Source organism: uncultured Paracoccus sp. (genome assembly GCF_937873615.1).
Lineage (GTDB): Bacteria > Pseudomonadota > Alphaproteobacteria > Rhodobacterales > Rhodobacteraceae > Paracoccus.
The window spans coordinates 106,433-131,511 of the sequence record NZ_CALMYP010000057.1 but is presented as its reverse complement, the minus strand read 5'-3'; the positions used below and the strand labels follow the sequence as shown (position 1 = coordinate 131,511).

General features: G+C 64.2%; 26 protein-coding genes. 24 read left to right on the top strand and 2 right to left on the bottom strand.

Translation table 11 applies throughout. From position 1 onward, the window contains the following. From secY to Q0330_RS13710, 14 genes are all read left to right on the top strand, one after another. Positions 1–869 (top strand): preprotein translocase subunit SecY (gene secY, locus Q0330_RS13775; RefSeq protein WP_299480440.1); only part of this gene is annotated, 869 nt, incomplete at its 5' end. Positions 870–911: 42 nt separating this feature from the next. Continuing rightward, the gene (locus Q0330_RS13770; protein ID WP_299480437.1) at positions 912–1,565 is read left to right on the top strand and encodes an adenylate kinase; all 654 of its coding nucleotides are present in this window, start codon (positions 912–914) and stop codon (positions 1,563–1,565) included. A 215-nt stretch (positions 1,566–1,780) separates the two neighbouring features. Then, entirely contained in the window at positions 1,781–2,149 is a 369-nt protein-coding gene (rpsM, locus tag Q0330_RS13765; protein WP_299480434.1) for a 30S ribosomal protein S13, read from the top strand. A gap of 12 nt (positions 2,150–2,161) precedes the next feature. Continuing rightward, positions 2,162–2,551 carry a 30S ribosomal protein S11 gene (gene rpsK / locus Q0330_RS13760; RefSeq protein WP_299480431.1) on the top strand — a complete coding sequence of 130 codons (390 nt, stop codon included), beginning with the start codon at positions 2,162–2,164 and terminating at the stop codon, positions 2,549–2,551. A gap of 118 nt (positions 2,552–2,669) precedes the next feature. Beyond that, positions 2,670–3,686 (top strand): DNA-directed RNA polymerase subunit alpha, encoded by a 1,017-nt coding sequence (locus tag Q0330_RS13755; RefSeq protein ID WP_299480428.1) that lies wholly within the window; start codon positions 2,670–2,672, stop codon positions 3,684–3,686. 111 nt (positions 3,687–3,797) lie between these two features. Then, positions 3,798–4,217, top strand: a complete 420-nt coding sequence (gene rplQ / locus Q0330_RS13750; RefSeq protein ID WP_299480425.1) for a 50S ribosomal protein L17 — start codon at positions 3,798–3,800, stop codon at positions 4,215–4,217. Between the two features lie 269 nt (positions 4,218–4,486). After that, positions 4,487–5,098: an autoinducer binding domain-containing protein gene (locus Q0330_RS13745; protein ID WP_299480422.1), complete on the top strand. Its 612-nt coding sequence runs from the start codon at positions 4,487–4,489 to the stop codon at positions 5,096–5,098. 57 nt (positions 5,099–5,155) lie between these two features. Then, positions 5,156–5,746, top strand: a complete 591-nt coding sequence (locus Q0330_RS13740; protein WP_299480419.1) for an acyl-homoserine-lactone synthase — start codon at positions 5,156–5,158, stop codon at positions 5,744–5,746. A gap of 41 nt (positions 5,747–5,787) precedes the next feature. Next, a complete protein-coding gene (locus Q0330_RS13735) occupies positions 5,788–7,113 on the top strand; it encodes a replication-associated recombination protein A (RefSeq protein WP_299480417.1) in 1,326 nt (441 codons plus the stop codon). Between the two features lie 31 nt (positions 7,114–7,144). Next, positions 7,145–7,513 carry a fluoride efflux transporter CrcB gene (gene crcB / locus Q0330_RS13730; RefSeq protein ID WP_299480415.1) on the top strand — a complete coding sequence of 123 codons (369 nt, stop codon included), beginning with the start codon at positions 7,145–7,147 and terminating at the stop codon, positions 7,511–7,513. Then, positions 7,510–8,553, top strand: coding sequence for an RluA family pseudouridine synthase (locus Q0330_RS13725; protein WP_299480412.1), 1,044 nt, complete (start codon positions 7,510–7,512; stop codon positions 8,551–8,553). The genes crcB and Q0330_RS13725 overlap by 4 nt, the downstream gene beginning before the upstream one ends. Beyond that, entirely contained in the window at positions 8,550–9,203 is a 654-nt protein-coding gene (locus tag Q0330_RS13720) for an HAD-IA family hydrolase (RefSeq protein WP_299480409.1), read from the top strand. Before Q0330_RS13725 ends, Q0330_RS13720 begins: the two co-directional genes overlap by 4 nt. Beyond that, positions 9,200–9,910, top strand: coding sequence for an ATP12 family protein (locus Q0330_RS13715; protein WP_299480406.1), 711 nt, complete (start codon positions 9,200–9,202; stop codon positions 9,908–9,910). The genes Q0330_RS13720 and Q0330_RS13715 overlap by 4 nt, the downstream gene beginning before the upstream one ends. 121 nt (positions 9,911–10,031) lie before the next feature. Then, complete coding sequence (locus tag Q0330_RS13710) at positions 10,032–11,054, top strand: amino acid ABC transporter substrate-binding protein (protein ID WP_299480403.1); 1,023 nt, start codon at positions 10,032–10,034, stop codon at positions 11,052–11,054. Positions 11,055–11,096: 42 nt separating this feature from the next. On the opposite strand, the gene Q0330_RS13705 is transcribed toward Q0330_RS13710, so the two are convergent. After that, positions 11,097–11,609 (bottom strand): MarR family winged helix-turn-helix transcriptional regulator, encoded by a 513-nt coding sequence (locus Q0330_RS13705; protein ID WP_299480400.1) that lies wholly within the window; start codon positions 11,607–11,609, stop codon positions 11,097–11,099. Positions 11,610–11,955: 346 nt separating this feature from the next. Here Q0330_RS13705 and Q0330_RS13700 point away from each other — a divergent pair, with 346 nt between their 5' ends. The 6 genes from Q0330_RS13700 (at position 11,956) to Q0330_RS13675 (ending at position 19,040) form a co-directional block, all read left to right on the top strand. Continuing rightward, positions 11,956–13,542, top strand: a complete 1,587-nt coding sequence (locus tag Q0330_RS13700) for an ABC transporter substrate-binding protein (protein WP_299480397.1) — start codon at positions 11,956–11,958, stop codon at positions 13,540–13,542. A 78-nt stretch (positions 13,543–13,620) separates the two neighbouring features. Continuing rightward, on the top strand, positions 13,621–14,628 hold the full coding sequence (locus Q0330_RS13695; protein WP_299480394.1) for an ABC transporter permease subunit: 1,008 nt from the start codon (positions 13,621–13,623) through the stop codon (positions 14,626–14,628). Between the two features lie 3 nt (positions 14,629–14,631). Then, positions 14,632–15,546: an ABC transporter permease subunit gene (locus Q0330_RS13690; protein ID WP_299480390.1), complete on the top strand. Its 915-nt coding sequence runs from the start codon at positions 14,632–14,634 to the stop codon at positions 15,544–15,546. 3 nt (positions 15,547–15,549) lie between these two features. Next, a complete protein-coding gene (locus Q0330_RS13685) occupies positions 15,550–16,539 on the top strand; it encodes an ABC transporter ATP-binding protein (RefSeq protein ID WP_299480387.1) in 990 nt (329 codons plus the stop codon). Continuing rightward, positions 16,536–17,522 carry a dipeptide ABC transporter ATP-binding protein gene (locus tag Q0330_RS13680; RefSeq protein ID WP_299480384.1) on the top strand — a complete coding sequence of 329 codons (987 nt, stop codon included), beginning with the start codon at positions 16,536–16,538 and terminating at the stop codon, positions 17,520–17,522. The genes Q0330_RS13685 and Q0330_RS13680 overlap by 4 nt, the downstream gene beginning before the upstream one ends. A 66-nt stretch (positions 17,523–17,588) precedes the next feature. Further along, positions 17,589–19,040 carry a TrkH family potassium uptake protein gene (locus Q0330_RS13675; RefSeq protein ID WP_299480381.1) on the top strand — a complete coding sequence of 484 codons (1,452 nt, stop codon included), beginning with the start codon at positions 17,589–17,591 and terminating at the stop codon, positions 19,038–19,040. A gap of 45 nt (positions 19,041–19,085) precedes the next feature. On the opposite strand, the gene Q0330_RS13670 is transcribed toward Q0330_RS13675, so the two are convergent. Continuing rightward, positions 19,086–20,459, bottom strand: coding sequence for a peptidoglycan-binding protein (locus tag Q0330_RS13670; RefSeq protein WP_299480378.1), 1,374 nt, complete (start codon positions 20,457–20,459; stop codon positions 19,086–19,088). Between the two features lie 146 nt (positions 20,460–20,605). Between Q0330_RS13670 and Q0330_RS13665 the strand changes: the two genes are divergently transcribed. From Q0330_RS13665 to glyS, 4 genes are read left to right on the top strand one after another with little or no spacing between them, the layout of a single operon-like run. Next, positions 20,606–21,538 (top strand): glycine--tRNA ligase subunit alpha, encoded by a 933-nt coding sequence (locus Q0330_RS13665; protein ID WP_299480375.1) that lies wholly within the window; start codon positions 20,606–20,608, stop codon positions 21,536–21,538. Continuing rightward, positions 21,535–22,020 (top strand): DUF6446 family protein, encoded by a 486-nt coding sequence (locus Q0330_RS13660; protein ID WP_299480372.1) that lies wholly within the window; start codon positions 21,535–21,537, stop codon positions 22,018–22,020. The genes Q0330_RS13665 and Q0330_RS13660 overlap by 4 nt, the downstream gene beginning before the upstream one ends. Then, positions 22,020–22,706: an FkbM family methyltransferase gene (locus Q0330_RS13655; RefSeq protein ID WP_299480369.1), complete on the top strand. Its 687-nt coding sequence runs from the start codon at positions 22,020–22,022 to the stop codon at positions 22,704–22,706. Before Q0330_RS13660 ends, Q0330_RS13655 begins: the two co-directional genes overlap by 1 nt. 24 nt (positions 22,707–22,730) lie before the next feature. Then, positions 22,731–25,031 carry a glycine--tRNA ligase subunit beta gene (gene glyS / locus Q0330_RS13650; RefSeq protein WP_299480366.1) on the top strand — a complete coding sequence of 767 codons (2,301 nt, stop codon included), beginning with the start codon at positions 22,731–22,733 and terminating at the stop codon, positions 25,029–25,031. Positions 25,032–25,079 lie beyond the last annotated feature (48 nt).

Genomic DNA, 25,079 nt, shown 5'->3' with positions numbered 1-25,079 from the left:
TGTTCCTGATGTGGCTGGGCGAGCAGATCACCGCGCGCGGCATCGGCAACGGCATTTCGCTGATCATCTTCGTCGGCATCGTCGCCGAGATCCCCGGTGCCTTGGCGCAGTTCTTCAGCCAGGGCCGCTCGGGCGCGATCTCGACCCCGGTCATCATCGGCATCATCGTGATGGTGATCGCGGTCATCACCTTCGTGGTGTTCATGGAACGCGCGCTGCGCAAGATCACCATTCAGTATCCGCGCCGTCAGGTCGGGATGAAGGTCTATGACGGGCAATCCTCGCATCTGCCGATCAAGGTCAACCCGTCGGGGGTGATCCCGGCGATCTTCGCCAGTTCGCTGCTGCTGCTGCCGATCACCATCTCGACCTTCTCGGGCAATCAGACCGGCCCGGTCATGTCGACGATCCTGGCCTATTTCGGCCCCGGACAGCCGCTCTACCTGCTGTTCTTCGCCGGCATGATCATCTTCTTCGCCTATTTCTACACCCATAACGTCGCCTTCAAGGCCGACGATGTGGCCGAGAACCTGAAGAACCAGGGCGGTTTCGTTCCGGGCATCCGCCCCGGCAAGAAGACCGAGCAATATCTGGAATATGTCGTGAACCGGGTGCTGGTGATCGGCTCGACCTATCTCGCCGCGGTCTGTCTTCTGCCCGAGGTGATCCGCAGCCAGTTCGCCGTGCCCTTCTATTTCGGCGGCACGTCGGTGCTGATCATCGTTTCGGTGACCATGGATACGATCAATCAGGTGCAAAGCCACTTGCTTGCGCATCAATATGAAGGTCTGATCGAGAAGTCGCAGCTGCGCGGCAAGCGCAAGCCCGGCGACAAGCCGCGTAAACGCAAGGCACCGTCGCGCCGCTGATGCGCGCCGGACCAATCTGAAGACATAGGGAAGAGGGACCCCATGACCGTGAACATCATCCTGTTGGGGCCGCCCGGTGCGGGCAAGGGAACGCAGGCGCGCCGCCTGGTCGAGGAGCGGGGGCTGGTCCAGCTTTCCACCGGCGACATGCTGCGCGAGGCGCGCTCCTCCGGGACCGAGATGGGCAAGGTCGTGGCCGAGGTCATGGACAAGGGCCAACTGGTCACCGACGAGATCGTCATCGGGCTGATCCGCGAAAAGCTGGAAGGCTCGGACGCGGCGGGTTTCATCTTCGACGGTTTCCCGCGCACGCTGGCCCAGGCCGATGCGCTTGGCAAGCTGCTCGACGGGCTCGGTCAGAAGGTCGATGGCGTGATCGAGATGCAGGTCGATGACGAGGCGCTCGTCGACCGGATCTCGGGGCGCTATACCTGCGGCAATTGCGGCGAGGTCTATCACGACCGCACCAAGCCGACCAAGGTCGCGGGCACCTGCGATGTCTGCGGCTCGACCGACCTGCGCCGCCGCTCGGACGACAATGCCGACAGCCTGCGCACCCGGCTTCTGGAATATTACAAGAAGACCTCGCCGCTGATCGGCTATTACTATGCCAAGGGCAATCTTCACGCGGTCGATGGCATGGCCACGGTCGAGGAGGTCGCCGACCAGATGGCCTCGGTCATGGGCCGGCTGTAAGGTCGCGCGGGACACCGATCCGGGGGGCTTCCGGCCTTCCGGCGACAAATCCCGGCAATGCTGTTGACAATGGGATAAATCCCCCTTAGGTCACGGCATCCCGCAAGGGGAATCACCATTCCGGTGAAAGGCTGAGGCCCGAAATCGAATTTCGGGCCTTTGGTTGTGAAAAAAGGTTCCGGTGCTACGGAACCGCAACATGAGAAGGAAAACGCGTGGCTCGTATTGCTGGCGTCAATATTCCGACGGGGAAACGTGTCCCCATCGCCCTGACCTATATCCACGGGATCGGCCCGCATTTCGCCGAACAGATCGTCACCGCCGTCGGCATCGACCCGACCCGCCGCGTGAACGATCTGACCGATGCCGAAGTGCTGCAGATCCGCGAATATATCGACGCGAACCTGACCGTCGAAGGCGACCTGCGCCGTGAGACGCAGATGAACATCAAGCGCATGATGGACCTCGGTTCCTATCGCGGCCTGCGTCACCGTCGCGGCCTGCCGGTCCGCGGTCAGCGCACCCACACCAATGCCCGCACCCGCAAGGGCCCGGCGAAACCGATCGCCGGCAAGAAGAAGTAAGGAGGCAGGCAGATGGCACGTGACAAGACGCGCACCAAGCGCAAGGAACGCAAGAACATCGCCACTGGTGTGGCGCATGTGAACAGCTCGTTCAACAACACCAAGATCCTGATCTCCGATGTGCAGGGCAACGCGATTGCCTGGTCCTCGGCCGGCACCATGGGCTTCAAGGGTTCGCGCAAATCGACCCCCTATGCCGCCCAGATGGCCGCTGAAGACGCCGGCAAGAAGGCGCAGGAACACGGCGTTCGCACGCTGGAAGTCGAAGTGCAGGGCCCCGGCTCTGGCCGCGAATCGGCGCTGCGCGCCCTCGCCGCTGTCGGCTTCAACATCACCGCGATCCGCGACGTTACCCCGATCGCGCATAACGGTTGCCGTCCGCCCAAGCGCCGCCGCGTCTGATCGGACCCTATTATCCCGCGCGCGCGGCTTTACGGCTGCGCGCGCGGGGCTTTTCGCATTTCACCTCGGGCGTTCCGACCACTGGTCATGGTGTCGGAACAGGAATGGAGGCAAACGCATGATCCACAAGAACTGGGCCGAACTGATCAAGCCCGCGCAGCTGGAGGTCAAGGTCGGCGCTGATGCGACCCGCACCGCCACCGTTGTCGCTGAACCGCTGGAGCGTGGCTTCGGCCTGACGCTCGGCAACGCGCTGCGCCGGGTGCTGCTGTCCTCGTTGCAGGGCGCCGCGATCACCTCCGTGCAGATCGACAATGTGCTGCATGAATTCTCGTCGGTTCCCGGCGTCCGCGAGGACGTGACCGATATCGTGCTGAACCTCAAGGGCGTGACGCTGAAGATGGATGTCGACGGCACCAAGCGCCTGACCCTCTCGGCCAAGGGCCCGGGCGAGGTGAAGGCCAGCGACATTCAGGAAACCGCCGGCATCACCGTGCTGAACCGCGACCATGTCATCTGCCACCTGGATGACGGGGCCGATCTGAACATGGAACTGACCGTTGCCCCGGGCAAGGGTTACGTCGCCGCCGACAAGAACCGTCCCGAAGATGCGCCCATCGGCCTGATCCCGATCGACGCCATCTTCTCGCCGGTCAAGCGCGTCAGCTACGAGGTCACCCCGACCCGCGAGGGCCAGGTTCTGGACTACGACAAGCTGACCATGAAGGTCGAGACCGACGGTTCGCTGACCCCGGAAGACGCCGTGGCCTATGCCGCGCGCATTCTTCAGGATCAGCTTTCGGTCTTCGTCAACTTCGACGAGCCGGAAGCGGCCCGCGCGCAAAGCGACGATGACGGTCTGGAATTCGATCCGCGTCTGCTGAAGAAGGTGGACGAGCTGGAACTGTCGGTGCGTTCGGCCAACTGCCTGAAGAACGACAATATCGTCTATATCGGCGATCTGATCCAGAAAACCGAAGCCGAGATGCTGCGCACCCCGAACTTCGGCCGCAAGTCGCTGAACGAGATCAAGGAAGTGCTTTCGGGCATGGGCCTGCATCTCGGCATGGATGTCGTCGACTGGCCGCCGGAGAATATCGAGGATCTGGCCAAGCGTTTCGACGACCAGTTCTGAGTTTCGGCAGGGGGCTTCGGCCCCCCGCCAACCCGGGCATCCCGCCCCAAGGAGAGCGGCTTTCACGCAAGGGCCGCCAGACAAAGCAAAAGACGTAAACGGAGAAACATCATGCGTCACGCACGCGGCTATCGCCGCCTCAACCGCACCCATGAGCACCGCAAGGCGCTCTTCGCCAACATGGCCGGCTCGCTGATCGAGCACGAGCAGATCAAGACCACCCTGCCGAAGGCCAAGGAACTGCGCCCGATCGTCGAAAAGCTGATCACGCTGTCCAAGCGCGGCGATCTGCATGCCCGCCGCCAGGCGGCCGCGCAGCTCAAGCAGGACCAGCACGTTGCCAAGCTCTTCGAGGTGCTGGGCGAACGTTACAAGGACCGTCAGGGCGGTTATGTCCGCGTCCTGAAAGCCGGTTTCCGCTATGGCGACATGGCGCCGATGGCGATCATCGAACTGGTCGACCGCGACACCGACGCCAAGGGCGCCGCCGACCGTGCGCGCCTGGAAGCCGAGGACGCCGCCGAAGAGTGATTCGGTCCCCGAACCATCCGAAAGCCCCGCCTGCGGTTCCGCAGCGGGGCTTTTTCGTTTCGGGCCGGCGGATGGCAAGGATTTCTTAACCGAACCGTGTTGAGGTTTGCGCAAACAACCCGGCACGACGGGCTGTTGGGCAAGCTCTGGATGTACCTATGGCAGCCCCGCTACATCTTGCGATTGAGGGGCCGAATAGCACTTCACTTGACGGAGGAAACCGGCCATTGTCGAAAAGGATAACCTTGAGATGAACGAAAATTACCCAAATGTCGTCCAGAGCTGAAATTACATCGCTTCTTGCCAAGCTTAATCCGCTGACGCCGACGGGCTATTTTATTGGTCTGCATATTCGTTTTGCCGCACCCATCATGCAGTTCCAGACCTACTCGCGTGAATGGTCGGAACATTATTCGGAAAAGGCTTACGCCCTCCGCGACCCGATGATCGCTTGGGGCTTTTCGACCAATGGCACCGTCCGTTGGTCCGCGCTTCCCGTGCCCGACACCTTTGGCATCCTTGATGATGCAGCCTCCTTCGGAATGAAATATGGTGTCGCCTTCTCCATTGGGCCGATCAGTTCACGGACCATTGGCGGTGTAACCCGTGGGGATCGTGAATTCACCGATTCCGAGATCGACGAGATCTCGAAAATCATCCGACAGCTCCATGACATTACGGAGCCCCCGGATAGCCTGACAAAGGCTCAGATCGAGGCCCTTCGGTGCATTGCGCAGGGTGATCGTCATGCCGCAGCGGCTGCCAAACTTGGCATTACGGAAAGCGCCTTCAAGGCCAGACTCATCTCGGCACGAGAGAGGCTGATGGCCCGGACTACGGCCGAGGCGCTTCAAAGAGCCAAGGAATACCGTCTGTTGTAGGGCGAAGTTCGCCAAATCGTATGCCCCTGGGGCCCCCCTCATCCCAGGAGTAAGTAAATGCAGACGACAACGATTTCCTTCACCAATATGCACGTTCATGGTGAGCTTTTTGCCAATATCCTTCGCGCCCGCCGTCAGAGTTTCATCGTTCAGAATAACTGGGACCTGCCGCAGGCCGAAGGGATGGAGTTTGACCAGTATGACACTCCGGCCTCGCGTTGGGTGGCGGTGCACGAGCGTGGCGAGGTGCTGGCGGGGATCCGGCTGACGCCGACCACGGCGCGCTGCGGGATCTATTCCTATATGATCCGGGACGCGCAGAAGGGCATTCTCGGCGGTTCGATTCCGAAGGACCTGCTGTTCGAGGAGGCGCCGGTCGATGACCATATCTGGGAATCCAGCCGTGTCTTCGTCAGCCACAGCGTGCCGATGGGCGTCCGCCGCAAGGTTCATGCCGAGCTGATCTCGGGCCTGAACCAGGCGGCGCGCGAGCTTGGCGCGGTGCGCCATATCGGGTTGATCGATTCCAACTGGCCGCGGTGGTATCGCCGCTGCGGGATGGAAGGCGAGGCCCTGGGGCCGGTGCTGAACTTCGATGATGGCGCCTTCCAGGTGGTGGCGACGAATCTGGTCCAGAAGCTGCACTGACCCTTTTGCTTGCTGGGCGGGCGGCGTATCTTCCGCCCGTCATGGCCGATCTGTTCGACAGCCTGCCCGGAAAGGGTTCATCTTCGCCCGATGCGACCGCGCTTCGGGCCGCACCCCTTGCCGACCGCATCCGACCGCGCGCGCTGTCCGAGGTGATCGGCCAGCAGAAGGTGCTGGATGCCGACGGCCCGCTCGGTGCGATGCTGGGGGCGGGCAGCCTGTCCTCGCTGATCCTCTGGGGGCCCCCGGGTGTCGGCAAGACCACCATCGCGCGGCTGCTGGCGGATGAGACCGACCTGCATTTCGTCCAGATCAGCGCGATCTTTTCCGGGGTGCCGGAACTGCGCAAGGTGTTCGAGGCCGCGAAGCTGCGCCGCCAGACCGGCGGCGGCACATTGCTGTTCGTCGATGAAATCCACCGCTTCAACCGCGCCCAGCAGGACAGTTTCCTGCCGCATATGGAAGACGGCACCATCCTTCTGGTCGGGGCCACCACCGAGAATCCGAGTTTCGAGCTGAATGCAGCACTTCTGTCGCGCGCCCAGGTCGTGGTGCTGAAGCGCCTCGATCTGGCCGATCTGGAGCTTCTGGCGCAACGCGCCGAGCATGAGTTGGACCGGGCACTGCCGCTGGACGGCCCGGCGCGCGAGGCGCTGCTGGAAATGGCCGATGGCGACGGGCGCGCGGCCCTGAACCTGATCGAGCAGGTCATGGCCTGGAAGCTGGACGGCAGGCTGAGCACCGAACAGCTGTCGCAACGGCTGATGAAGCGGGCGACGCTTTACGACAAGTCGGGGGACGAACATTACAACCTGATCTCGGCGCTGCACAAATCGGTGCGCGGCTCCGACCCGGATGCGGCGCTTTACTGGCTGGCGCGGATGCTGGAAGGGGGCGAGGACCCGCGCTACCTCGCCCGGCGCATCACCCGCATGGCCGTCGAGGATATCGGCCTGGCCGATCCGGCGGCGCAGCGCCATTGCCTCGATGCCTGGGCGCTCTATGAACGTCTCGGCAGCCCCGAGGGTGAACTGGCACTGGCGCAGGCGGTGATCTATCTGGCGCTCGCGCCGAAGTCGAATGCCGGTTATGTCGCCTATAAGGCGGCGCGATCCGAGGCCAAACGCACCGGCAGCCTGATGCCGCCCGCCCATATCCTGAACGCGCCGACGAAGATGATGAAGGAACAGGGCTACGGTGCCGGTTACGAATACGACCACGATGCCGAGGGCGCCTTCAGCGGCCAGAACTATTTCCCCGAGGGCATGAAGCGCCCGGTTCTTTACACCCCGGTCGAGCGCGGGTTCGAGCGCGAGTTGAAGAAGCGCCTCGACTGGTTCGTGCAGCAGCGCGCCAAGCGCGGTTGACTTTGCCGGCGCCGGGACAGATGGAAGGCCGATGATGAACCCGTTCCTTCAGGTCGCCCTTGGTGGCGCAATCGGCGCGACTGCCCGCTATGGCGTCTATCGCGCCATTCCGGTGACCGGCTTTCCGGTCGCGACCGGTGTGGTCAATGTGCTGGGCAGCCTGGCCATGGGGCTTCTGGCGGCGCTGATGGCGCATCGCTGGAACAACCATTACGCGCCGCTGCTGCTGACCGGGGTGCTGGGCGGCTTCACCACGTTTTCGGCCTTCTCGCTGGATGCGCTGACGCTGTGGGAGCGCGGGCAGGGTGGTGCTGCGCTGATCTATGTCCTTGTCTCGGTCGCGCTGTCGATCGCGGCGGTTCTGGCTGGCATGGCCATCGGCAGGGGGCTCTGGGCATGAGCGGCGTGCAGACCGTCCGCGTGGGCGCGGATGAGGGCGATCAGCGGCTGGATCGCTGGCTACGGAAGAAATTCCCGCAGGTGACGCATGGCGCGGTCGAAAAGATGTGCCGGACCGGCCAGATCCGCGTCGATGGCGGCCGGGTCAAGGCGAATACCCGGGTCGAAGCGGGGCAGGAGGTGCGCATTCCGCCCTTGCCCGATGCCGCCCCCGTGCAGAAGGCCGAAACCCGGATCAGCGATGCCGATGCCGAGATGATCCAGAAAGCGGTGATCTGGAAGGACCAGCATATCATCGCACTGAACAAGCCGCCGGGGCTGCCCAGCCAGGGCGGTTCGGGGCAGGGGGACCGGCATGTCGATGGCCTCAGCGAGGCGCTGAAATTCGGCTACAAGGACAAGCCCAAGCTGGTGCACCGGCTGGACAAGGATACCTCTGGCATCCTGCTTCTGGCGCGCACCGACCGGGTGGCCCGCGCCCTGTCCGAGGCCTTCCGGCACCGCGACACCCGCAAGATCTACTGGGCCGCCGTCGCCGGTGTGCCCAGCCCGAAGATGGGCACGATCCGTTACGGGCTGGTCAAGGCACCCGGCCACGGGCGCGGCGGCGAGGGCGAGAAGATGATGGCCGTCCATCCCCGCGACATCGACAAGGTGGAAGGTGCCAAGCGCGCAACCACCGATTATGCCGTGCTCGACAATCTCGCGCAGCGGGCCAGCTGGTGCGCGCTCGTTCCGATCACCGGGCGCACCCATCAACTGCGCGCGCATATGGCGGAACTCGGCCATCCCATCGTCGGGGACGGCAAATATGGCGGCTCGGGGCAGGAAAATCTGGGCGATGGCTGGGGCGCGCAGCTTGGCGGCGACATCAGCCGCAAGCTGCATCTTCATGCCCGCAGCCTGTCCTTTACCCATCCGATCACCAAGGAGCGGATCACCCTGACCGCGCCCCTGCCGGATCACATGAAGCGGACCTGGAAGACCCTCGGCTGGTATGAGAACGACGTGCCCGCCGACCCGTTCGAGGAGCAGGCATGAAACTGGTCGTCTTCGATGTCGACGGCACGCTGATCGACAGCCAGGCGTTGATCGTGGGGGCCATGGACATGGCCTTCGACAGCGTCGGCCTCGCGCCGCTCGGGCGCGAGAAGGTGCTGTCCATCGTCGGGCTGTCGCTCGATGTGGCGGTCGAGCGGCTGGTGCCGGATGCGCCGCAGGCGCAGCGCGGGGCCGCTGTCGAGGCTTACCGTCAGGCCTTCATGACCCGCCGCATCGCCAATGAGGCCCCGCTTTATCCCGGCGCGCGCGATTGCCTCGACGCGCTCAGGCCGCGCGACGACCTGCTGCTTGGCGTGGCCACCGGCAAGTCGCGCCGGGGGCTCGATGCGATGATCGAGCATCACGGGTTGCGCGGCTATTTCGTCAGCCTGCGCACCGCCGATACCCATCCCTCGAAGCCGCATCCCGAAATGCTGCTGGCGGCCTGCGCCGATGCCGGGGTTGACCCGTCCGAGGCGGTGATGATCGGCGATACCGAATTCGACATGGACATGGCCCGCGCCGCCGGCACAGCCGCGATTGGCGTCGGCTGGGGTTATCACCCGGCCGAGGCGCTGGAACGGATGGATGTGCCGGTGGCGAAGGATTTCGCCGATCTGGCCCGGATGATCGGGGAATGGGCGCAATGAGCGAATGGAAAGCCCGCCGGTTCTGGAAAGCCGCCGCGGCCGAGCCGGCGACGGGCGGCTGGTGCGTCACGCTGGACGGCAAGCCGGTCATGACCCCCGGCAAGCTGCCCCTGATCCTGCCGACCGAGGCGTTTGCCCGCGCCATTGCCGCAGAATGGGAGGCGCAGCAGGATGTGATCGACCCGCTCTCGATGCCGCTGACCCGGGCCGCCAATTCCGCCATCGAGAAGGTGACACCGCAATTCGATGCCGTGGCCGAGATGCTGGCGGCATATGGCGGCACCGATCTTCTGTCCTATCGCGCGACCGAGCCGGAGCGCCTGCATGAACGTCAATGCGCCGCCTGGGACCCGATTCTCGACTGGGCCGAGGCCCGCCACGGGGCGCGGCTGACCACCACCCGAGGGCTGATGCCGGTGGCGCAGGACGCCGAGGCACTGGCACGGTTGCGCGCGCCGCTGGACGGGCTCGATGCCTTCCGGCTGACGGCGCTGCACGATCTGGTGACGCTGCCCGGTTCGCTGGTGCTGGGGCTGGCGGTGCTGGACGGCAGGCTGACGGCGGCCGAGGCACATGCGCTGTCGCGCGTCGACGACGAGTTTCAGGCCGAGGGCTGGGGGCGCGACGACGAGGCCGAGACCGCGGCCGCGAACCGGCTCGTGGCGATGGAAAATGCCGAGAGGCTGCTGAAGCTGTTGGCTTCGTGAATTCGTATCGGCGGACCGCCGCTTGACGCAACCGCGTTGATCGGCACAATGTCGCGCATTGGTTCGTGTGGCGCACCGTGAGCGCTTGGCGGAAAGGCCGCCTCAACGGGAAGGATAATAGATGAAGACAGCGGTCATTCTCGGCATGGCGGCGGTGTTAGGTTTTGTCGCAGAGGGCCGGGCCGCCGATGGTGATACACTTGCCGCGGTGAAGGGCCGGGACAAGGTGATCTGTGGCGTCAATCCCGGGCTGATCGGCTTCGCCTCGCCCGATGCGAACGGCAACTGGACCGGCTTCGATGTCTCGTTCTGCAAGGCCATCGCGGCGGCAGTCCTGGGCGACCCCCGCAAGGTGGAGTTCCGCGCCATGAGCGGAGAGGATCGCTTCTCCAACCTGGCGGGGGGCGAGGTCGATCTGCTGTCGCGCAATACCACCTGGACCTTCTCTCGCGATGCCGAGTTGCAGATCGAATTCGCCGGTGTGAACTACTATGACGGTCAGGGCTTCATGGTGTCGCGCACGCTTGGCGTCAGCTCTGCCAAGGAGTTGGACGGCGCTTCGATCTGTATTCAGACCGGCACCACCACGGCGCTGAACCTTGCGGATTACTTCCGCGCCAACAACATGAACTTCCAGCCGGTCAACGTCGACAGCAATGCCGAGGGCGAGCAGCAATATCTGGCAGGCGCCTGCGATGCCTATACGACGGATGCCTCGGGGCTGGCCGCCACGCGCGCGACCTTCGCCAATCCGGCCGATCACATCATCCTGCCCGAGATCATCTCGAAAGAGCCGCTCGGCCCGGTGGTGCGCCATGGCGACGACAATTGGGGCGATATCGTCCGCTGGACGCTTTACGCGCTGATCGCTGCCGAGGAATATGGCGTGACCTCGGCCAATATCGAGGAATTGTCGAAATCCTCGAAGAACCCCGAAGTGCAGCGTCTGCTGGGATCGGAGGGCGAGCTTGGCGCCATGCTGGGCCTGAGCAACGACTGGGCCAAGCGCGCCATCGCGGCTTCGGGCAATTACGGCGAGATCTTCGCCGCCACCATCGGCGAACAGACCCCGATCGGGCTGGCGCGCGGACTGAACGCGCAATGGACGCAGGGCGGGCTGCTTTACGCGATGCCCTTCCGCTAATCGCGGGGGGCTAGCCGAGTGCCTCGGATCGTTCGGGGCGGATCAGGTGGGCTGATCGGTCTGCGGCTGGCCGTCGGCGGACAGTTGATCGGAATAATGGATGACCAACCTGCCGAGAAGCTCGAACAGCTTGTCGCGCTCGCGCCCGTCGAGCGGCGCCAGAAGCGCCTCCTGACGGGCGTGCATCTCTCTTTGCAGGAGTTGCCATTTGGCATGGCCTGCGGCGGTTAGACGCAGCGCGTTGTAACGGCGATCCGTCTCGGGCTTTTGGCGGATCACGAAACCCTCGACCTCCATGTCGCTGACCAGCTTGGTGACGGCGGATTTTTTCAGCACCACCGCGCTTGCCAGATCGTTCTGCGAAATGCCGGGATTGAGGCCGATCACGCTGAGCACCGCAGCATCGCTGCCAAGGGCAGAGTTTTCATCGCCGCCATTCGTATTTGCCCAACGGACATGGGCACGCAGCACGCGGGTCATGAAAGTCAGGTCACGCGACAGGTAGCCGAGTACGATTCGGTCGGAAAGAACGGCGATACCGTCACGAGCAGTCATATAAGAAAAACCTTCTCTTAACCCTTTGGATCTGAAATCGGCGCTTTAAATGCCCATGCCACGAACGGCGAAAAAACTGCGGACCACTAGCTATGTTGTATCAGGTTTCGTCAATCCTGACCGCCAATCTATCAGCACAAATTCGCTCAAAAGGTCGCAGGGTCAGCACTGGGGTCGGTGACGCAACGTCATGTCGTCAACCTGCCCGGAACGCCTGTCTTCGGGTGCTGAATGCCCGTGCTTCGGGCAGCAAAGCCGCTTGCATAAACGGTTCATTATGGGGCAGCTTGGTGCAATGACCAGAGGGTGCGGGACTGCACCCCAAGTCCAACAGGAGATTGATATAATGAAAAAGCTTGTCGCACTCAGCCTGGCCGCCATGCTGATGGGTTCGGCCGCATCGGCCGCCAACCTGGTCTATTGCTCGGAAGGCTCGCCCGAGGGTTTCGACCCGGCGCTCTATACCTCTGGCACGACCTTCGACGCCTCGGCCCGCAGCGTCATGAACGGGCTGGTCGAATTCACCCGCGGCGAGACCGCGACCGAGCCGGGTCTGGCCGAAAGCTGGGAGGTCAGCGAGGACGGGCTGGAATACACCTTCCACCTGCGTCCGGGGGTGAGGTTCCACACCACCGACTTCTTCACGCCGACCCGCGATTTCAACGCCGATGACGTGATCTTCAGCTTCGAGCGTCAGGGCAAGGAAGACAGCCCCTATTTCGCCATGACCCCGGCGGCGACCTATGAATATTACAACTCGATGTCGATGCCCGACCTGATCAAGTCGATCGAGAAGGTCGACGACATGACCGTCAAGTTCGTGCTGAACCGCCCCGAGGCGCCGATGATCGCGAACCTGGCCATGCCCTTCGCCTCGATCGTGTCGAAGGAATATGCCGATCAGCTGATCGCCGCCGGCACGGCTGAGATGTTCAACCAGAAGCCCATCGGCACCGGCCCGTTCAAATTCGTCGATTACCAGAAGGACGCGGTGATCCGCTATGCCCGCAACGACGAATACTGGCAGGAACCGGCGGCGATCGAGAACCTGATCTTCGCCATCACCCCCGACGCTTCGGTCCGCTATCAGAAGCTGAAGGCCGGCGAATGCCATGTCATGCCCTATCCGAACCCGGCGGATCTTGAGGCGATGAAGTCCGATCCGAACATCAATGTCGTCAGCCGCGAAGGCCTGAACGTGGGCTATCTGGCCTATAACACCCAGCAGCCGCCCTTCGACAAGCCCGAGGTGCGCAAGGCGCTGAACATGGCCATCGACAAGCAGGCCATCGTCGACGGTATCTTCCAGGGCGCCGGTGCGGTGGCCAAGAACCCGATCCCGCCGACCATGTGGTCCTATAACGATGCCGTGGTCGACGATGCCTATGACCCGGAAGCCGCCAAGGCGGCGCTGGAAGCGGCCGGCGTCAGCGATCTGTCGATGAAGGTCTGGGCGATGCCGGTGCAGCGTCCCTATAACCCCAATGCCCGCCGCATGGCCGAGATGATCCAGGCCGATTTCGACAAGGTCGGGGTCAAGGTCGAGATCGTCTCCTACGAATGGGGCGAGTATCTGGACAAGTCGAAGGCCGTGGATCGCGACGGTGCGGTTCTGCTGGGCTGGACCGGCGACAATGGCGACCCGGACAACTTCCTGGCCGTGCTGCTGGGTTGCGACGGCGTCGGCAATGCCAACCGCGCGCAATGGTGCAACGAGGAGTTCGAGGACCTGATCCAGAAGGCCAAGGTCGAATCCGATCAGGCCGAGCGCACCAAGCTCTATGAACAGGCGCAGGTCGTCTTCAAGGCGCAGGCGCCCTGGGCCACCATCGCCCATTCGGTCGTGAACGAACCGCTGAGCAACAAGGTCGAAGGCTACAAGATCGACCCGTTCGGCGGCCACGTCTTCTATGGCGTCAGCCTGACCGAGTAAGCTTTTCCCGAAGCTATGCGGCCGGGCGGCGTGACGCTGCCCGGCCGTTTCCGTTATTGCCATGCCCGGGATATGCCGATGCTGAGCTTTCTGATCCGCCGGTTGGCGACCTTCATTCCGACCTTCATCGGCGTGACTGTCATCGCTTTCGCCTTCATTCGCCTGTTGCCGGGCGACCCGATCCTGCTTCTGGCCGGCGAACGTGGCGTCAGCGCCGAGCGTTATGCCGAATTGCAGCACCAGTTCGGCTTCGACCAGCCGGTCTGGCGGCAATATATCGACTATGTGATCGGCATCTTCCACGGCGATCTCGGCACCTCCTTCTCGACCAAGCGGCCGGTGCTGGACGAGTTCATGCAACTCTTCCCGGCAACGGTGGAGCTTGGGCTTTGCGCCATCGTCCTGGCGACGCTGATCGGTATTCCTGCGGGGGTCATCGCTGCGGTGAACCGGGGCAAGTTCTTCGATCAGGCGCTGATGTCTTCGGCCCTTGTCGGTTATTCGATGCCGATCTTCTGGTGGGCGCTGCTGCTGATCATCGTGTTTTCCGGCACGCTCGGCTGGACGCCGGTTTCGGGGCGGATGGGGCTGCAATATTACTTCGACACGCCGACCGGCTTCATGCTGATCGACAGTCTGCTGTCGGGCCAGTCCGGGGCCTTCCGTTCGGCGGTCTCGCATCTGATCCTGCCGACCATAGCACTCGCGACGATCCCGCTCGCGGTGATCGCGCGCCAGACCCGGTCCGCCATGCTGGAGGTGCTGGGCGAGGATTACGTTCGCACCGCCCGCGCCAAGGGCATGTCGCCTTTGCGCGTCAACGGGGTTCATGCGCTGCGCAATGCGCTGATCCCGGTGGTCACGGTGATCGGGCTGTCGGTCGGCACGCTGCTGGCCGGGGCGATCCTGACCGAGACGATCTTCTCATGGCCCGGCATCGGCAAATGGATGGTCGATTCGATCTTCCGGCGCGATTATCAGGTCGTGCAGGGCGGTCTGCTGCTGATCGCGCTCGTGGTGATGATCGTCAATCTCATTGTCGATGTGCTTTACGGCTTCATCAATCCCAAGATACGGAAGGGCTGAGACATGACCGACAGCGCCAGCCACCCGGCCAGCCCCGCCAGCACCCAGAAGGCGCCGCCCTCGCGGCTGCGCGAATTCTGGTCCTCGTTCAAGGAGAACCGGGGCGCGGTCATCGGCCTGATCGTCTTCCTGGGCTTTCTGTTCGTCGCCATTCTGGCGCCGCTGCTGGCCCCCTATGCCCCCGACACGCAATATCGCGACGCCCAACTGGTGCCGCCCTTCTGGCAGGAAGGGGGATCGACCCGCTTCCTTCTGGGCACCGATGCGGTCGGGCGCGATCTGTTGTCGCGGCTGATCTATGGCGCGCGGTTCAGCTTCTTCATCGGGTTGCTGGTGGTGACGCTGGCGACCTCGCTCGGCGTGCTGCTGGGGGTGATCGCGGGCTTTGCGCCGCGCTGGCTGGACACGCTGATCATGCGGCTGATGGATATCGTGCTGTCCTTCCCCAGCCTGCTGCTGGCGCTCGTTCTGGTCGCCATCCTCGGGCCGAGCCTGCTCAATGCGATGATCGCCATCGCCATCGTGCTGCAGCCGCATTTCGTCCGCCTGACCCGCGCCGCCGTCCTGACCGAGCGGTCCAAGGATTACGTCATCGCCGCCCGCGTCGCCGGGGGCCGGCCGATCAGGATCATGTTCCGCACCGTGCTACCGAATTGCCTGGCACCGATCATAGTGCAGGCGGCGCTGTCCTTCTCGACCGCGGTGCTGGATACGGCGGCCCTGGGCTTTCTCGGCATGGGCGCGCAGCCGCCGACGCCCGAATGGGGCACCATGCTGGCCGAGGCGCGCGAGTTCATCCTCAGCGCCTGGTGGGTGGTGACCTTCCCGGGCCTGTGCATCCTTGTCACCGTTCTGGCCATCAACCTGATGGGCGACGGTCTGCGCGACGCGCTCGACCCGAAACTGAAGCGGAGCTGAGCCATGGCCCTGTTGGAAATCCGTAACCTCAGCGTCGATTTCGCCACCCATTCCGGCCAGTTCCGGGCCGTGGACGGGGTCGATGTCACCGTGGACGAAGGCGATCTGCTGGCGATTGTCGGCGAATCCGGGTCCGGCAAGTCGGTCTCGATGCTGGCGCTGATGGGCCTTCTGCCCTGGACCGCCACCGTCACCGCCGACAAGCTGGAATTCGACGGTCAGGATCTGCGCACCATCTCGGCGCGGGCCCGGCGCAGGATCGTCGGCAAGGACATCTCGATGATCTTTCAGGAGCCGATGTCGTCCCTGAACCCGGCCTTCACCATCGGCTGGCAGATCAAGGAATCCTTGCGCAAGCATACCGACATGACGCGCAGCCAGCGTCAGGACCGCGCGGTGGAACTGATGCGTCAGGTCGGCATCCCGGCCCCGGAAAAGCGGTTGCAGGCCTATCCGCACCAGCTTTCCGGCGGGATGAGCCAGCGCGCCATGATCGCCATGGCACTGGCGAACAAGCCGAAACTGCTGATCGCGGACGAACCCACCACGGCGCTCGACGTGACCATTCAGGCGCAGATTCTGGAACTGCTGACCGGCTTGCAGCAGGAAACCGGCATGGCCCTGGTGCTGATTACTCATGACATGGGCGTGGTGGCGGAAACCGTGCAGCGTGTGCAGGTGCAATATGCCGGCCAGCGGGTCGAGTTGCAGGAGGTGGGCGGGCTGTTTCAGAACCCGCATCACCCCTATACGGCGGCGCTGCTGGCGGCGCTGCCGGAACGCGCGACCGAAAAGCGCCTGCCAACCATTCCCGGCGTCGTGCCGGGCCAGTTCGACCGGCCCGCCGGTTGTCTGTTCTCGCCCCGCTGCAGCTTCGCCGATGCGCGCTGCATCGCCCAGCGTCCGAGCCCTGCCGGCCCCGAACTGGGCCGCGCGCTGTGTCATTACCCGCTGATCGACGGTCAGCCCACCGGCAAGGAGTCCGCCGCATGAGCGAAGCGATCCTCACCGCGAAGAACCTGAAACGCCATTACGAGGTGAAGGGCGGCTTCCTGAAGCCCGATGCCACGGTGCGCGCGCTCGACGGGGCCAGCTTCACCCTGACACCGGGCAAGACGCTGGCCGTGGTCGGCGAATCGGGGTCGGGCAAATCGACGCTGGCCCGCGTCGTGACCATGATCGAGCCGCCGACCGAGGGCGATCTGATCATCGGCGGGCGCAAGATCGGCCCTGAAGGCGCCTCGGGCGACCGCGACCTGCGGGCCATGGTCCAGATCGTCTTTCAGGACCCTTACGGCAGCCTGAACCCGCGCCAGACCATCGGCCAGACCCTGATGGAGCCGCTGCTGCTGAACCGCCCCGAGGTTTCGGCCGCCGAGCGCGAGACCCGCGCCCGCGACATGCTGGCCATGGTCGGCCTGCGCCCCGAACATTTCGAGCGTTACCCGCATATGTTCTCGGGCGGGCAGCGTCAGCGCGTCGCCGTCGCCCGGGCACTGATGCTGGAACCCAAGATCCTGGTGCTGGACGAACCCGTCTCGGCGCTGGATCTGTCCATCCAAAGCCAGGTGCTGAACCTGCTGATGGACCTGCAGGAGCGGATGGATCTGGCCTATCTGTTCATCAGCCACGACCTGTCGGTGGTGCGCCACATCGCCGACGAGGTGCTGGTGCTCTATCTCGGTCAGCCGGTCGAGATCGGCCCGAAACAGGCGATCTTCGAGGCCCCGCGCCATCCCTATACCAAGGCGCTGCTGTCGGCGACGCCGGTGGCCGATCCGGCGCTGAGGAAGGAACGCATCAAGCTGGAAGGCGAATTGCCCTCGCCCATGAACAAGCCGCAGGGCTGTTCCTTCAACCCGCGCTGCTGGCGGCGGCAGGATGTCTGCACCAAAGTCGAGCCGGAGTTGCAGGGGCAGGGACATTGCTTCGCCTGCCACAACCCGATCCCGCTCGACGAAACCGAAGCGGCCTGAGCCATGGCCGCGCCCGGTTCCAGAACCCGGCTTGACCGGCAGGACCGGGCGCGGCAATCAGTGGCGATGATAGATTTTCGTCCCGTCGTCCATATCATCGGCCGCATCACCTTCGCGCTCGGGGCGATGATGATCTTCCCTGCGCTGATCGACTATGCCGCCGGCGATCCGAACTGGCTGCGCATGGCGCAATCCATGCTGATCGTCATGGTGCTCTCGGGGCTGGTCGTCGCCGCCACCCATTCCGCGCCGCGCGGGCTGAATATCGAACAGAGCTTTCTTTTGACCTCGGGCCTCTGGCTGGTGCTGCCCTTGGCCGGGGCGCTGCCCCTGATGATCGGCGCGCCGGGCTTGAGCTTTACCGATGCCTTCTTCGAATCCATGTCCGGCCTGACCACGACCGGGACCACCGTGATCCCCGCGCTCGACAACCTGCCGCCGGGCGCGAACATGTGGCGCGGCATCCTGCAATGGTCGGGCGGGCTGGGGATCGTCGTCGTGGCGATGGTCTTCCTGCCGGTGATGAAGGTGGGGGGGATGCAGTTCTTCCGCTCGGAAGGGTTCGACACGCTTGGCAAGGTGCTGCCGCGCGCCGGCCAGATCGCGGCCGAGATGACCTGGACCTATCTGGGCATCACCGTGGCCTGCGCGCTGCTTTACATCGTCACCGGGATGAGCCCTTACGACGCCATGCTGCATGCGCTGACCACCTGTTCGACCGGCGGGTTTTCCAATTACGACGCCAGTTTCGGCACCTTCATCGGGCCGGCGGAATGGGTGTCCTCGGTCTTCATGGTGCTGGCCTCGATCCCCTTCGTGCGCATGATCCAGGCCGCGCGCGGCGATTTCCGGCCATTCTGGCGCGATACCCAGATCCGCGCCTATCTGCGTTACATCTTCTATGCGGTGGCGGTGATCGTGCTTTACCGGCTGGCCTATATCCACCAGACCAGCCACCCCTGGGAGGTGCTGCGCGAGACCACCTTCAACGTCATCACCATCTTCTCGGGCACCGGCTATGCCTCCACCAATGTGCTGCTCTGGGGGCATCTGCCCTTCGCGCTGCTGTTCTGCGTGGCGCTGATCGGGGGCTGCACCGGCTCGACCGGCTGTTCGGTCAAGATCTTCCGCTATCAGGTGCTGTTTCAGGCGGTGCGGGCGCAGATCAAGCGGATGCAGTCGCCGCACCGGCTTTATCCGCTGCGGCTGGCCGGCAAGCGGCTGGATGCCGAGGTGGTCAATTCGGTCATGGCCTTCTTCACCATGTTCGTGCTGACCTTCGGGCTGCTGATCGTCGGGCTGGCGCTGACCGGGCTGCATCCGAAGACGGCGCTGACCGGGGCCTGGACGGCGATTGCCAATGTCGGGCCGGTCTGGGGGCCGGAGGTGACCGGCAATGGCAGCATCCAGCGCTTCCCCGAACTGGCCAAATGGCTGATGACCTTCGGCATGTATCTGGGCCGGCTGGAACTGGTCAGCGTCTTCGTGCTGCTGCTGCCGCGCTTCTGGCGCAACTGAGCGGCGGCCGGATCGCCCGGCCACCGCTGTTCTTCACCGCATCGCTCAGTTGGCGGCGGGTGCGGGCTGCGCTTCGGCCGGCGGCTGCGCTTCGGCCTCGGTTGCCGCGCGCTCGGCGGCGCTCGGCTGGCTGCGGGCGAAGCTCTTGGCGATTTCGGCGGCGATGCGCGGCGCGTTCTGGCCGTCCGCCACCGGCCAGATCAGCACCCAGCCCTCAACATGCCCATCGGCGACCCGCGCTTCCGAGCGTCCGATATGGGTCTCGTTGCGACCGCTGAGCACGGCGCTTGTCCGGCCAATCTCGCGCGTCGGTGCCGGCACCCAGCCAAGCGCGGTGACGAGCCCGGTCATGTCCTGCATCTCCTGCGCCCCGCCGGGGGTCGAGAACAGGATCAGCGCCGCGCCGGATTCGTCTTTGGGGCCATAGATCGACAGCGCCCGCTCGTTGCGGTCGTGCTGGATCATCCGGGTCGGCGCGATCAGTGAGAGGCCGGTATAATCGTCCTGCAGAACCTCCAGCCCCATTTCCTGCCGCCAGGCGTCGCGGGCCTGGCCGAGATCGAGCATGGCCTGCGCCGCCGATGCCGTCCGTCGCTGCGCGGCCACAGCCGAGGCAATCGCGGCGCGGGTCATCGGGCCGCTCTGCCCGTCGATCTCGCCATCGTAGAAGCCGGCCCAGCCCAGCAATTCCTGCACCTCGGTGAGATCGGGCATCTCGGGCAGGGTTTCAGGATTCTCGGGCCAGTCGGGCGTCGTGCCGGGGGTGGCGTTACTGCCCATTTCGGCCTCGGGCGTGATCAGGGCATCGTCGGGGATGGCCTTGCCCTCTTTCAGCGCAGCCAGCCATTGACCGGCAGCGGCTTCGGACAGCGGACCTGCGGCGATGGCGAACCAGCCATTCGGCAGGGACCAGAGGCCGGCCTCGGGGATGTTCTCTCGCCATTGGTCCAGGGCCGCATCGGCTGTTGCGCGGTCCTGAAAGGCCTCCAACCGGATGAAGCGGTCGGGGGCAGGGGGTGCGGGCGGTTCGGCCACGACAGGCTCGGCGGGGGCGTCCGGCGAGGTCGCGGCGTTGCTGCCCGCGTCAGCCTGGTTCATGGCCTGCCCGGTCAGGGTCGTGGCGTTCACGCCGGCTGCTGGCGTCAGCAGGCTGTCGGCGGGGATGCTGCGCGCGGCTTTCAGCGCGGACATGCGCGCCTCGGCCTCCTCGCGGGGCAAGGGGCCAAGGCCTATTGCCGTCCAGGTCGCACCGACCGGGAAGATCACCGCCGGAATATCGCCGACGCGCGTCTGCCATTCGGCGGCGGCGGTCAGGGCGGCCTCGTTGCCGCGCTTGGCCTCGACCCGGATGAAGACATCCTCGGCCAGTGCCAACCCCGGAAACGCCGCCGTCAGCAGCAGAACGGCAAGTGGTTTCATCATGTTCCCTGTCATCTTTCTGTCCTGCCCTGTTTCTTGTCTTGCCCGGTTTCTTCGTCTGCACAGTGCCGGTCCGATTGACCACGCCCCGCGTCGCGCCTAGAACACGCGCGAGTTCTGGCAGACATACGAAAAAGGATGCCCCCATGACCAGCCCCCGCAATGACGCAAAGCCGCGTTGTTTTCAGGATGTGATCCTGCGGCTTCAGGATCATTGGGCGAAATCGGGCTGTGCCATCCTGCAACCCTATGACATGGAGGTCGGCGCGGGAACCTTTCATCCGGCCACCACGCTGCGCTCGCTCGGGCCGCGTCCCTGGGCTGCGGCCTATGTTCAGCCCTCGCGCCGCCCGACCGACGGGCGCTATGGCGAGAACCCGAACCGGCTGCAGCATTATTATCAGTATCAGGTCATCATCAAACCCTCGCCGCCGAACCTGCAAGATCTCTATCTCGACAGCCTGCGCGCCATCGGGCTGGACCCTCTGGCCCATGACGTGCGCTTCGTCGAGGACGACTGGGAAAGCCCGACGCTCGGCGCCTGGGGCCTGGGATGGGAGGTCTGGTGCGACGGGATGGAGGTCAGCCAGTTCACCTATTTCCAGCAGGTCGCCGGCTATGACTGCCATCCGGTCTCGGGCGAGCTGACCTATGGGCTGGAGCGGCTGGCCATGTATGTGCTGGGGGTCGAGCATGTGATGGACATGCCCTTCAACGACCCCGACAGCCCGATCCCGCTGACCTATGGCGACATCTTCCGCCAGGCCGAGCAGGAATACAGCCGCTGGAATTTCGACACCGCCGATACCGCGATGCTGTTCCAGCATTTCGCCGATGCCGAGGCCGAATGCGAACGCATTGTCAGCGCCGCCCCTGAAGATGCCGCCGGGCGGGCCATCCTGATGGCGCAGCCGGCCTATGATCAGGCGATCAAGGCCAGCCATCTGTTCAACCTGCTGGATGCGCGCGGCGTGATCTCGGTCACTGAGCGCGCCGATTACATCCGCCGGGTGCGCGCGCTGACCAAGAAATGCGCCGACCTGTTCATGCAGACGCCGCTGGCCGAGATCGCGCCATGAGCACGGGCAAGATCCTTGCCTCGATGATCGTGCTGTCGGCGCTGCTGACGGGGCTCGCGGTCTATTACCTGCAGGTCTATGGCTTCTACGCGCCGCTGGACGAACAGGCCGGCGCGGCGGAAATTCATGCCACCGCCGCCGACATGGAGCCGGTTCCGCTTGCCGTCAGCGAGTTCCGTGGCATCGATGCCGACAGCTCTCCGCTGCGCTATCGTTCCTGCTTCCGGCTGGACGATGCCGCCGCGCTTGCGACCGCACGACCCTATGACGGGGCGACGCCGCTTGTCGGTCCCCGCTGGTTCTCCTGCTTCTCGGCCAAGGCATTGACGGGCGATCTGGAAAGCGGCGCGGCCGTGGCCTATCTTGGCCAGCCGAATGTCCACCCCGGAGTCGACCGCGTGATCGCCGTCTATCCCGATGGCCGCGCCTTTGCCTGGCACCAGATGAACGACGAACTGGACGAGCGGGGAGTGATGGATTGATGTCCGACGAAGATCTCCAGATTTCCGAGCTTGAAAAGAAGATCGGCAAACTGCGTCGCCGCAGCGCCAAGCTGCAACGCGCAGCGCGGGCCTATGGCGTTCTCGATGGCGTGGTCGCCATGTTGCGTCCGGGCGATGTGGTTCTGGATTGCGGCGCGAATATGGGCGAGATCACGGCGAAGCTTGCTGAAACGCCGGCGACGGCGCACGCGTTTGAGCCTGATCCGGACTGTTTTGCCCATCTTTGCGATCGTTTTGCCGGGAAGCCGAATGTCGTCCTGCACAACTCCGCCGTTGGCGCCCGCGCCGACCAGCTTCTTCTGTTCCGTGGAGTAAGCGGCGCCGGGACGCTTGAGGCCTCGTCGGTCAAGAATACGCTGATCAGTGGCGGTCGCGGCGTCGATGAAGAGAACAGCGTTCTGGTCGATGTCATCGACCTGCCGGCCTTCATCTCTGACCTTCTCGGCAAGGGGGAACGCGTTGCTTTCGTGAAGATCGACATCGAAGGGGCCGAGATAGATCTGGTGAACAAGCTTCATTCAGACGGGCTTCTGGACCGGATATCGCTCACGGTCGTGGAAACCCACGAGAAGAAGTTCCGCCACCTCGCGGATGCATTCGCGGCCCTGCGCAAGACGGTCGCTGAAAATTACAAACCTACTCATGTCAATCTTGAATGGATCTGACGCGGCGACCCTGAGGATGCCCCCATGCCCGACCTGCTGATCGAACTCTTTTCGGAAGAAATCCCGGCGCGGATGCAGCCGAAGGCCCGTGCGGACCTGAAGAAGCTGGTCACCGACGGGCTGGTCGAGGCCGGGCTGACCTATGCCGGTGCGGGTGCGTTTTCGACCCCGCGCCGGCTGGCGCTGTCGGTCGAGGGGCTGGATGCGGCCTCGAAACCCGTGCGCGAGGAACGCAAGGGTCCGCGCGCCGATGCGCCGGAAAAGGCGCTGGAAGGCTTCCTGCGCTCGACCGGGTTGACGAAGGACCAGCTTGAACTGCGCGACGAGAAGAAGGGGCAGGTCTATTTCGCCGTGATCGAACGCCCCGGTCGCCCGGCAGCCGAGATCGTGGCCGAGGTGCTGGAAAAGACCATCCGCGATTTCCCCTGGCCGAAGTCGATGCGGTGGGGCTCGGGCACGCTGCGCTGGGTCCGCCCGCTGCATTCGATCCTGTGCATTCTCTCGGACGAGGCCGGGGCAGAGGTGGTGCCGCTGGAGGTGGACGGCATCGTCTCGGGCGATACGACGCGCGGCCATCGCTTCATGGCCCCCGACGCGTTTTCCGTCACGAATTTCGAGGATTACGCCGCAAAGCTGCGCCGCGCCAAGGTGATGCTCGACACCGGCGAGCGCGAGGCGGCGATTGAACAGGAGGCCGCGAACCTGGCCTTTGCGCGCGGTCTTGAGATCGTCGAGGACACGGGGCTGCTGGCCGAGGTCGCGGGCCTTGTCGAATGGCCGGTGCCGCTGATGGGCGCCATCGAGGCGCGCTTCCTGACCCTGCCGCCCGAGGTGCTGCAGACCTCGATGAAGGAGCACCAGAAGTTCTTTTCCGCCCGCAATCCCAAGACCGGCCGGATCGAGGGTTTTGTCACTGTCGCCAATATCGAGGCCACGGACGATGGCGAGACGATCCTTGCCGGCAACCAGCGGGTGCTGGCGGCGCGGCTCTCGGACGGGCTGTTCTTCTGGGAAAACGACCTGCGCGAGGCGAAAGCGGGCATGACGGATTGGGCCGAGGGGCTGAAATCCGTGACCTTCCACAACAAGCTGGGTAGCCAGGCCGACCGCGTCGCCCGCATCGCGGCGCTTGCGCGCGAGATCGCGCCGATGGTCGGGGCTGACCCGGATCAGGCGGCGCGGGCGGCGGAACTGGCCAAGCTGGACCTGCGGTCGTCGATGGTCGGCGAATTCCCGGAATTGCAGGGCGTGATGGGGCGTTACTATGCGCTTGAGGCCGGCGAGCCGGAGGCCGTGGCCGACGCCGCCCGCGATCACTACTCGCCGTTGGGTCCGTCGGACGATGTGCCGACTGCTCCGGTTTCGGTGGCCGTGGCGCTTGCCGACAAGATCGACACGCTGACCGGCTTCTGGGCGATTGACGAGAAGCCCACGGGTTCGAAGGATCCGTTTGCGCTGCGTAGGGCGGCGTTGGGGGTTATTCGTCTGGTTCTACAAAACAACCTAAAACTGGAACTCCAACGGATAACTTCCGCTAGCCTAGTCATCAAAGCTAGCGCAGATAGTTTTAAAGATACCGTGGCGTATCAGGAGGCACTAGGGCAGCGATCTTCTACCTATGCAAAACGGGTAGAAAAGGCGGTAAGAAGAATTCTCACTGGCGATTTCGATCCAAACATCACGCAAACCAACGATTGGGAAAAAACAATAGCGTCGCAGCAGGAAGATCCTTCAACGCGTGTTGACGAGATGCTTTTCTACATGGTGGTGCAGCGACATCTCGAAATCAACGGGTCCGCTATCGACCTCCTCTCCTTCCTCCACGACCGCCTGAAAGTCTATCTCCGCGATCAGGGTATCCGGCATGACATCATCGACGCCGTGCTGGCGCAGCCGGGCAATGACGATCTGGTGCTGGTGGTGAACCGGGCCAAGGCGCTGAACGACATGCTGGCGACCGAGGACGGGCAGAACCTGACGCAGGGCCTCAAGCGGGCCGGCAATATCCTCGGTCAGGCCGAGGAAAAGGACGGGGTCGAATACTCCTTCGGCGCCGATCCGAAATTCGCCGAGACGGACGCGGAGCGCGCCCTGTTCGCGGCGCTCGACAGCGCCGAGCCGGCGATCAAGGCCGCCACCGCGTCCGAGGACTTCCCGGCCGCCATGTCCGCCATCGCCGGGCTGCGCGCCCCCATCGACGCCTTTTTCGAGGCGGTTCAGGTGAACACCGACAACCAGATCGTGCGCCGCAACCGGCTGAACCTGCTCAGCCGCATCCGCGAAGCAGGCCGCCAGATCGCCGATTTCACCAAGGTCGAAGGGTAAGCCCCGGCGCGGAATCAAGGCCGCAGGCCGCCGCGCCAGCGCCGGACC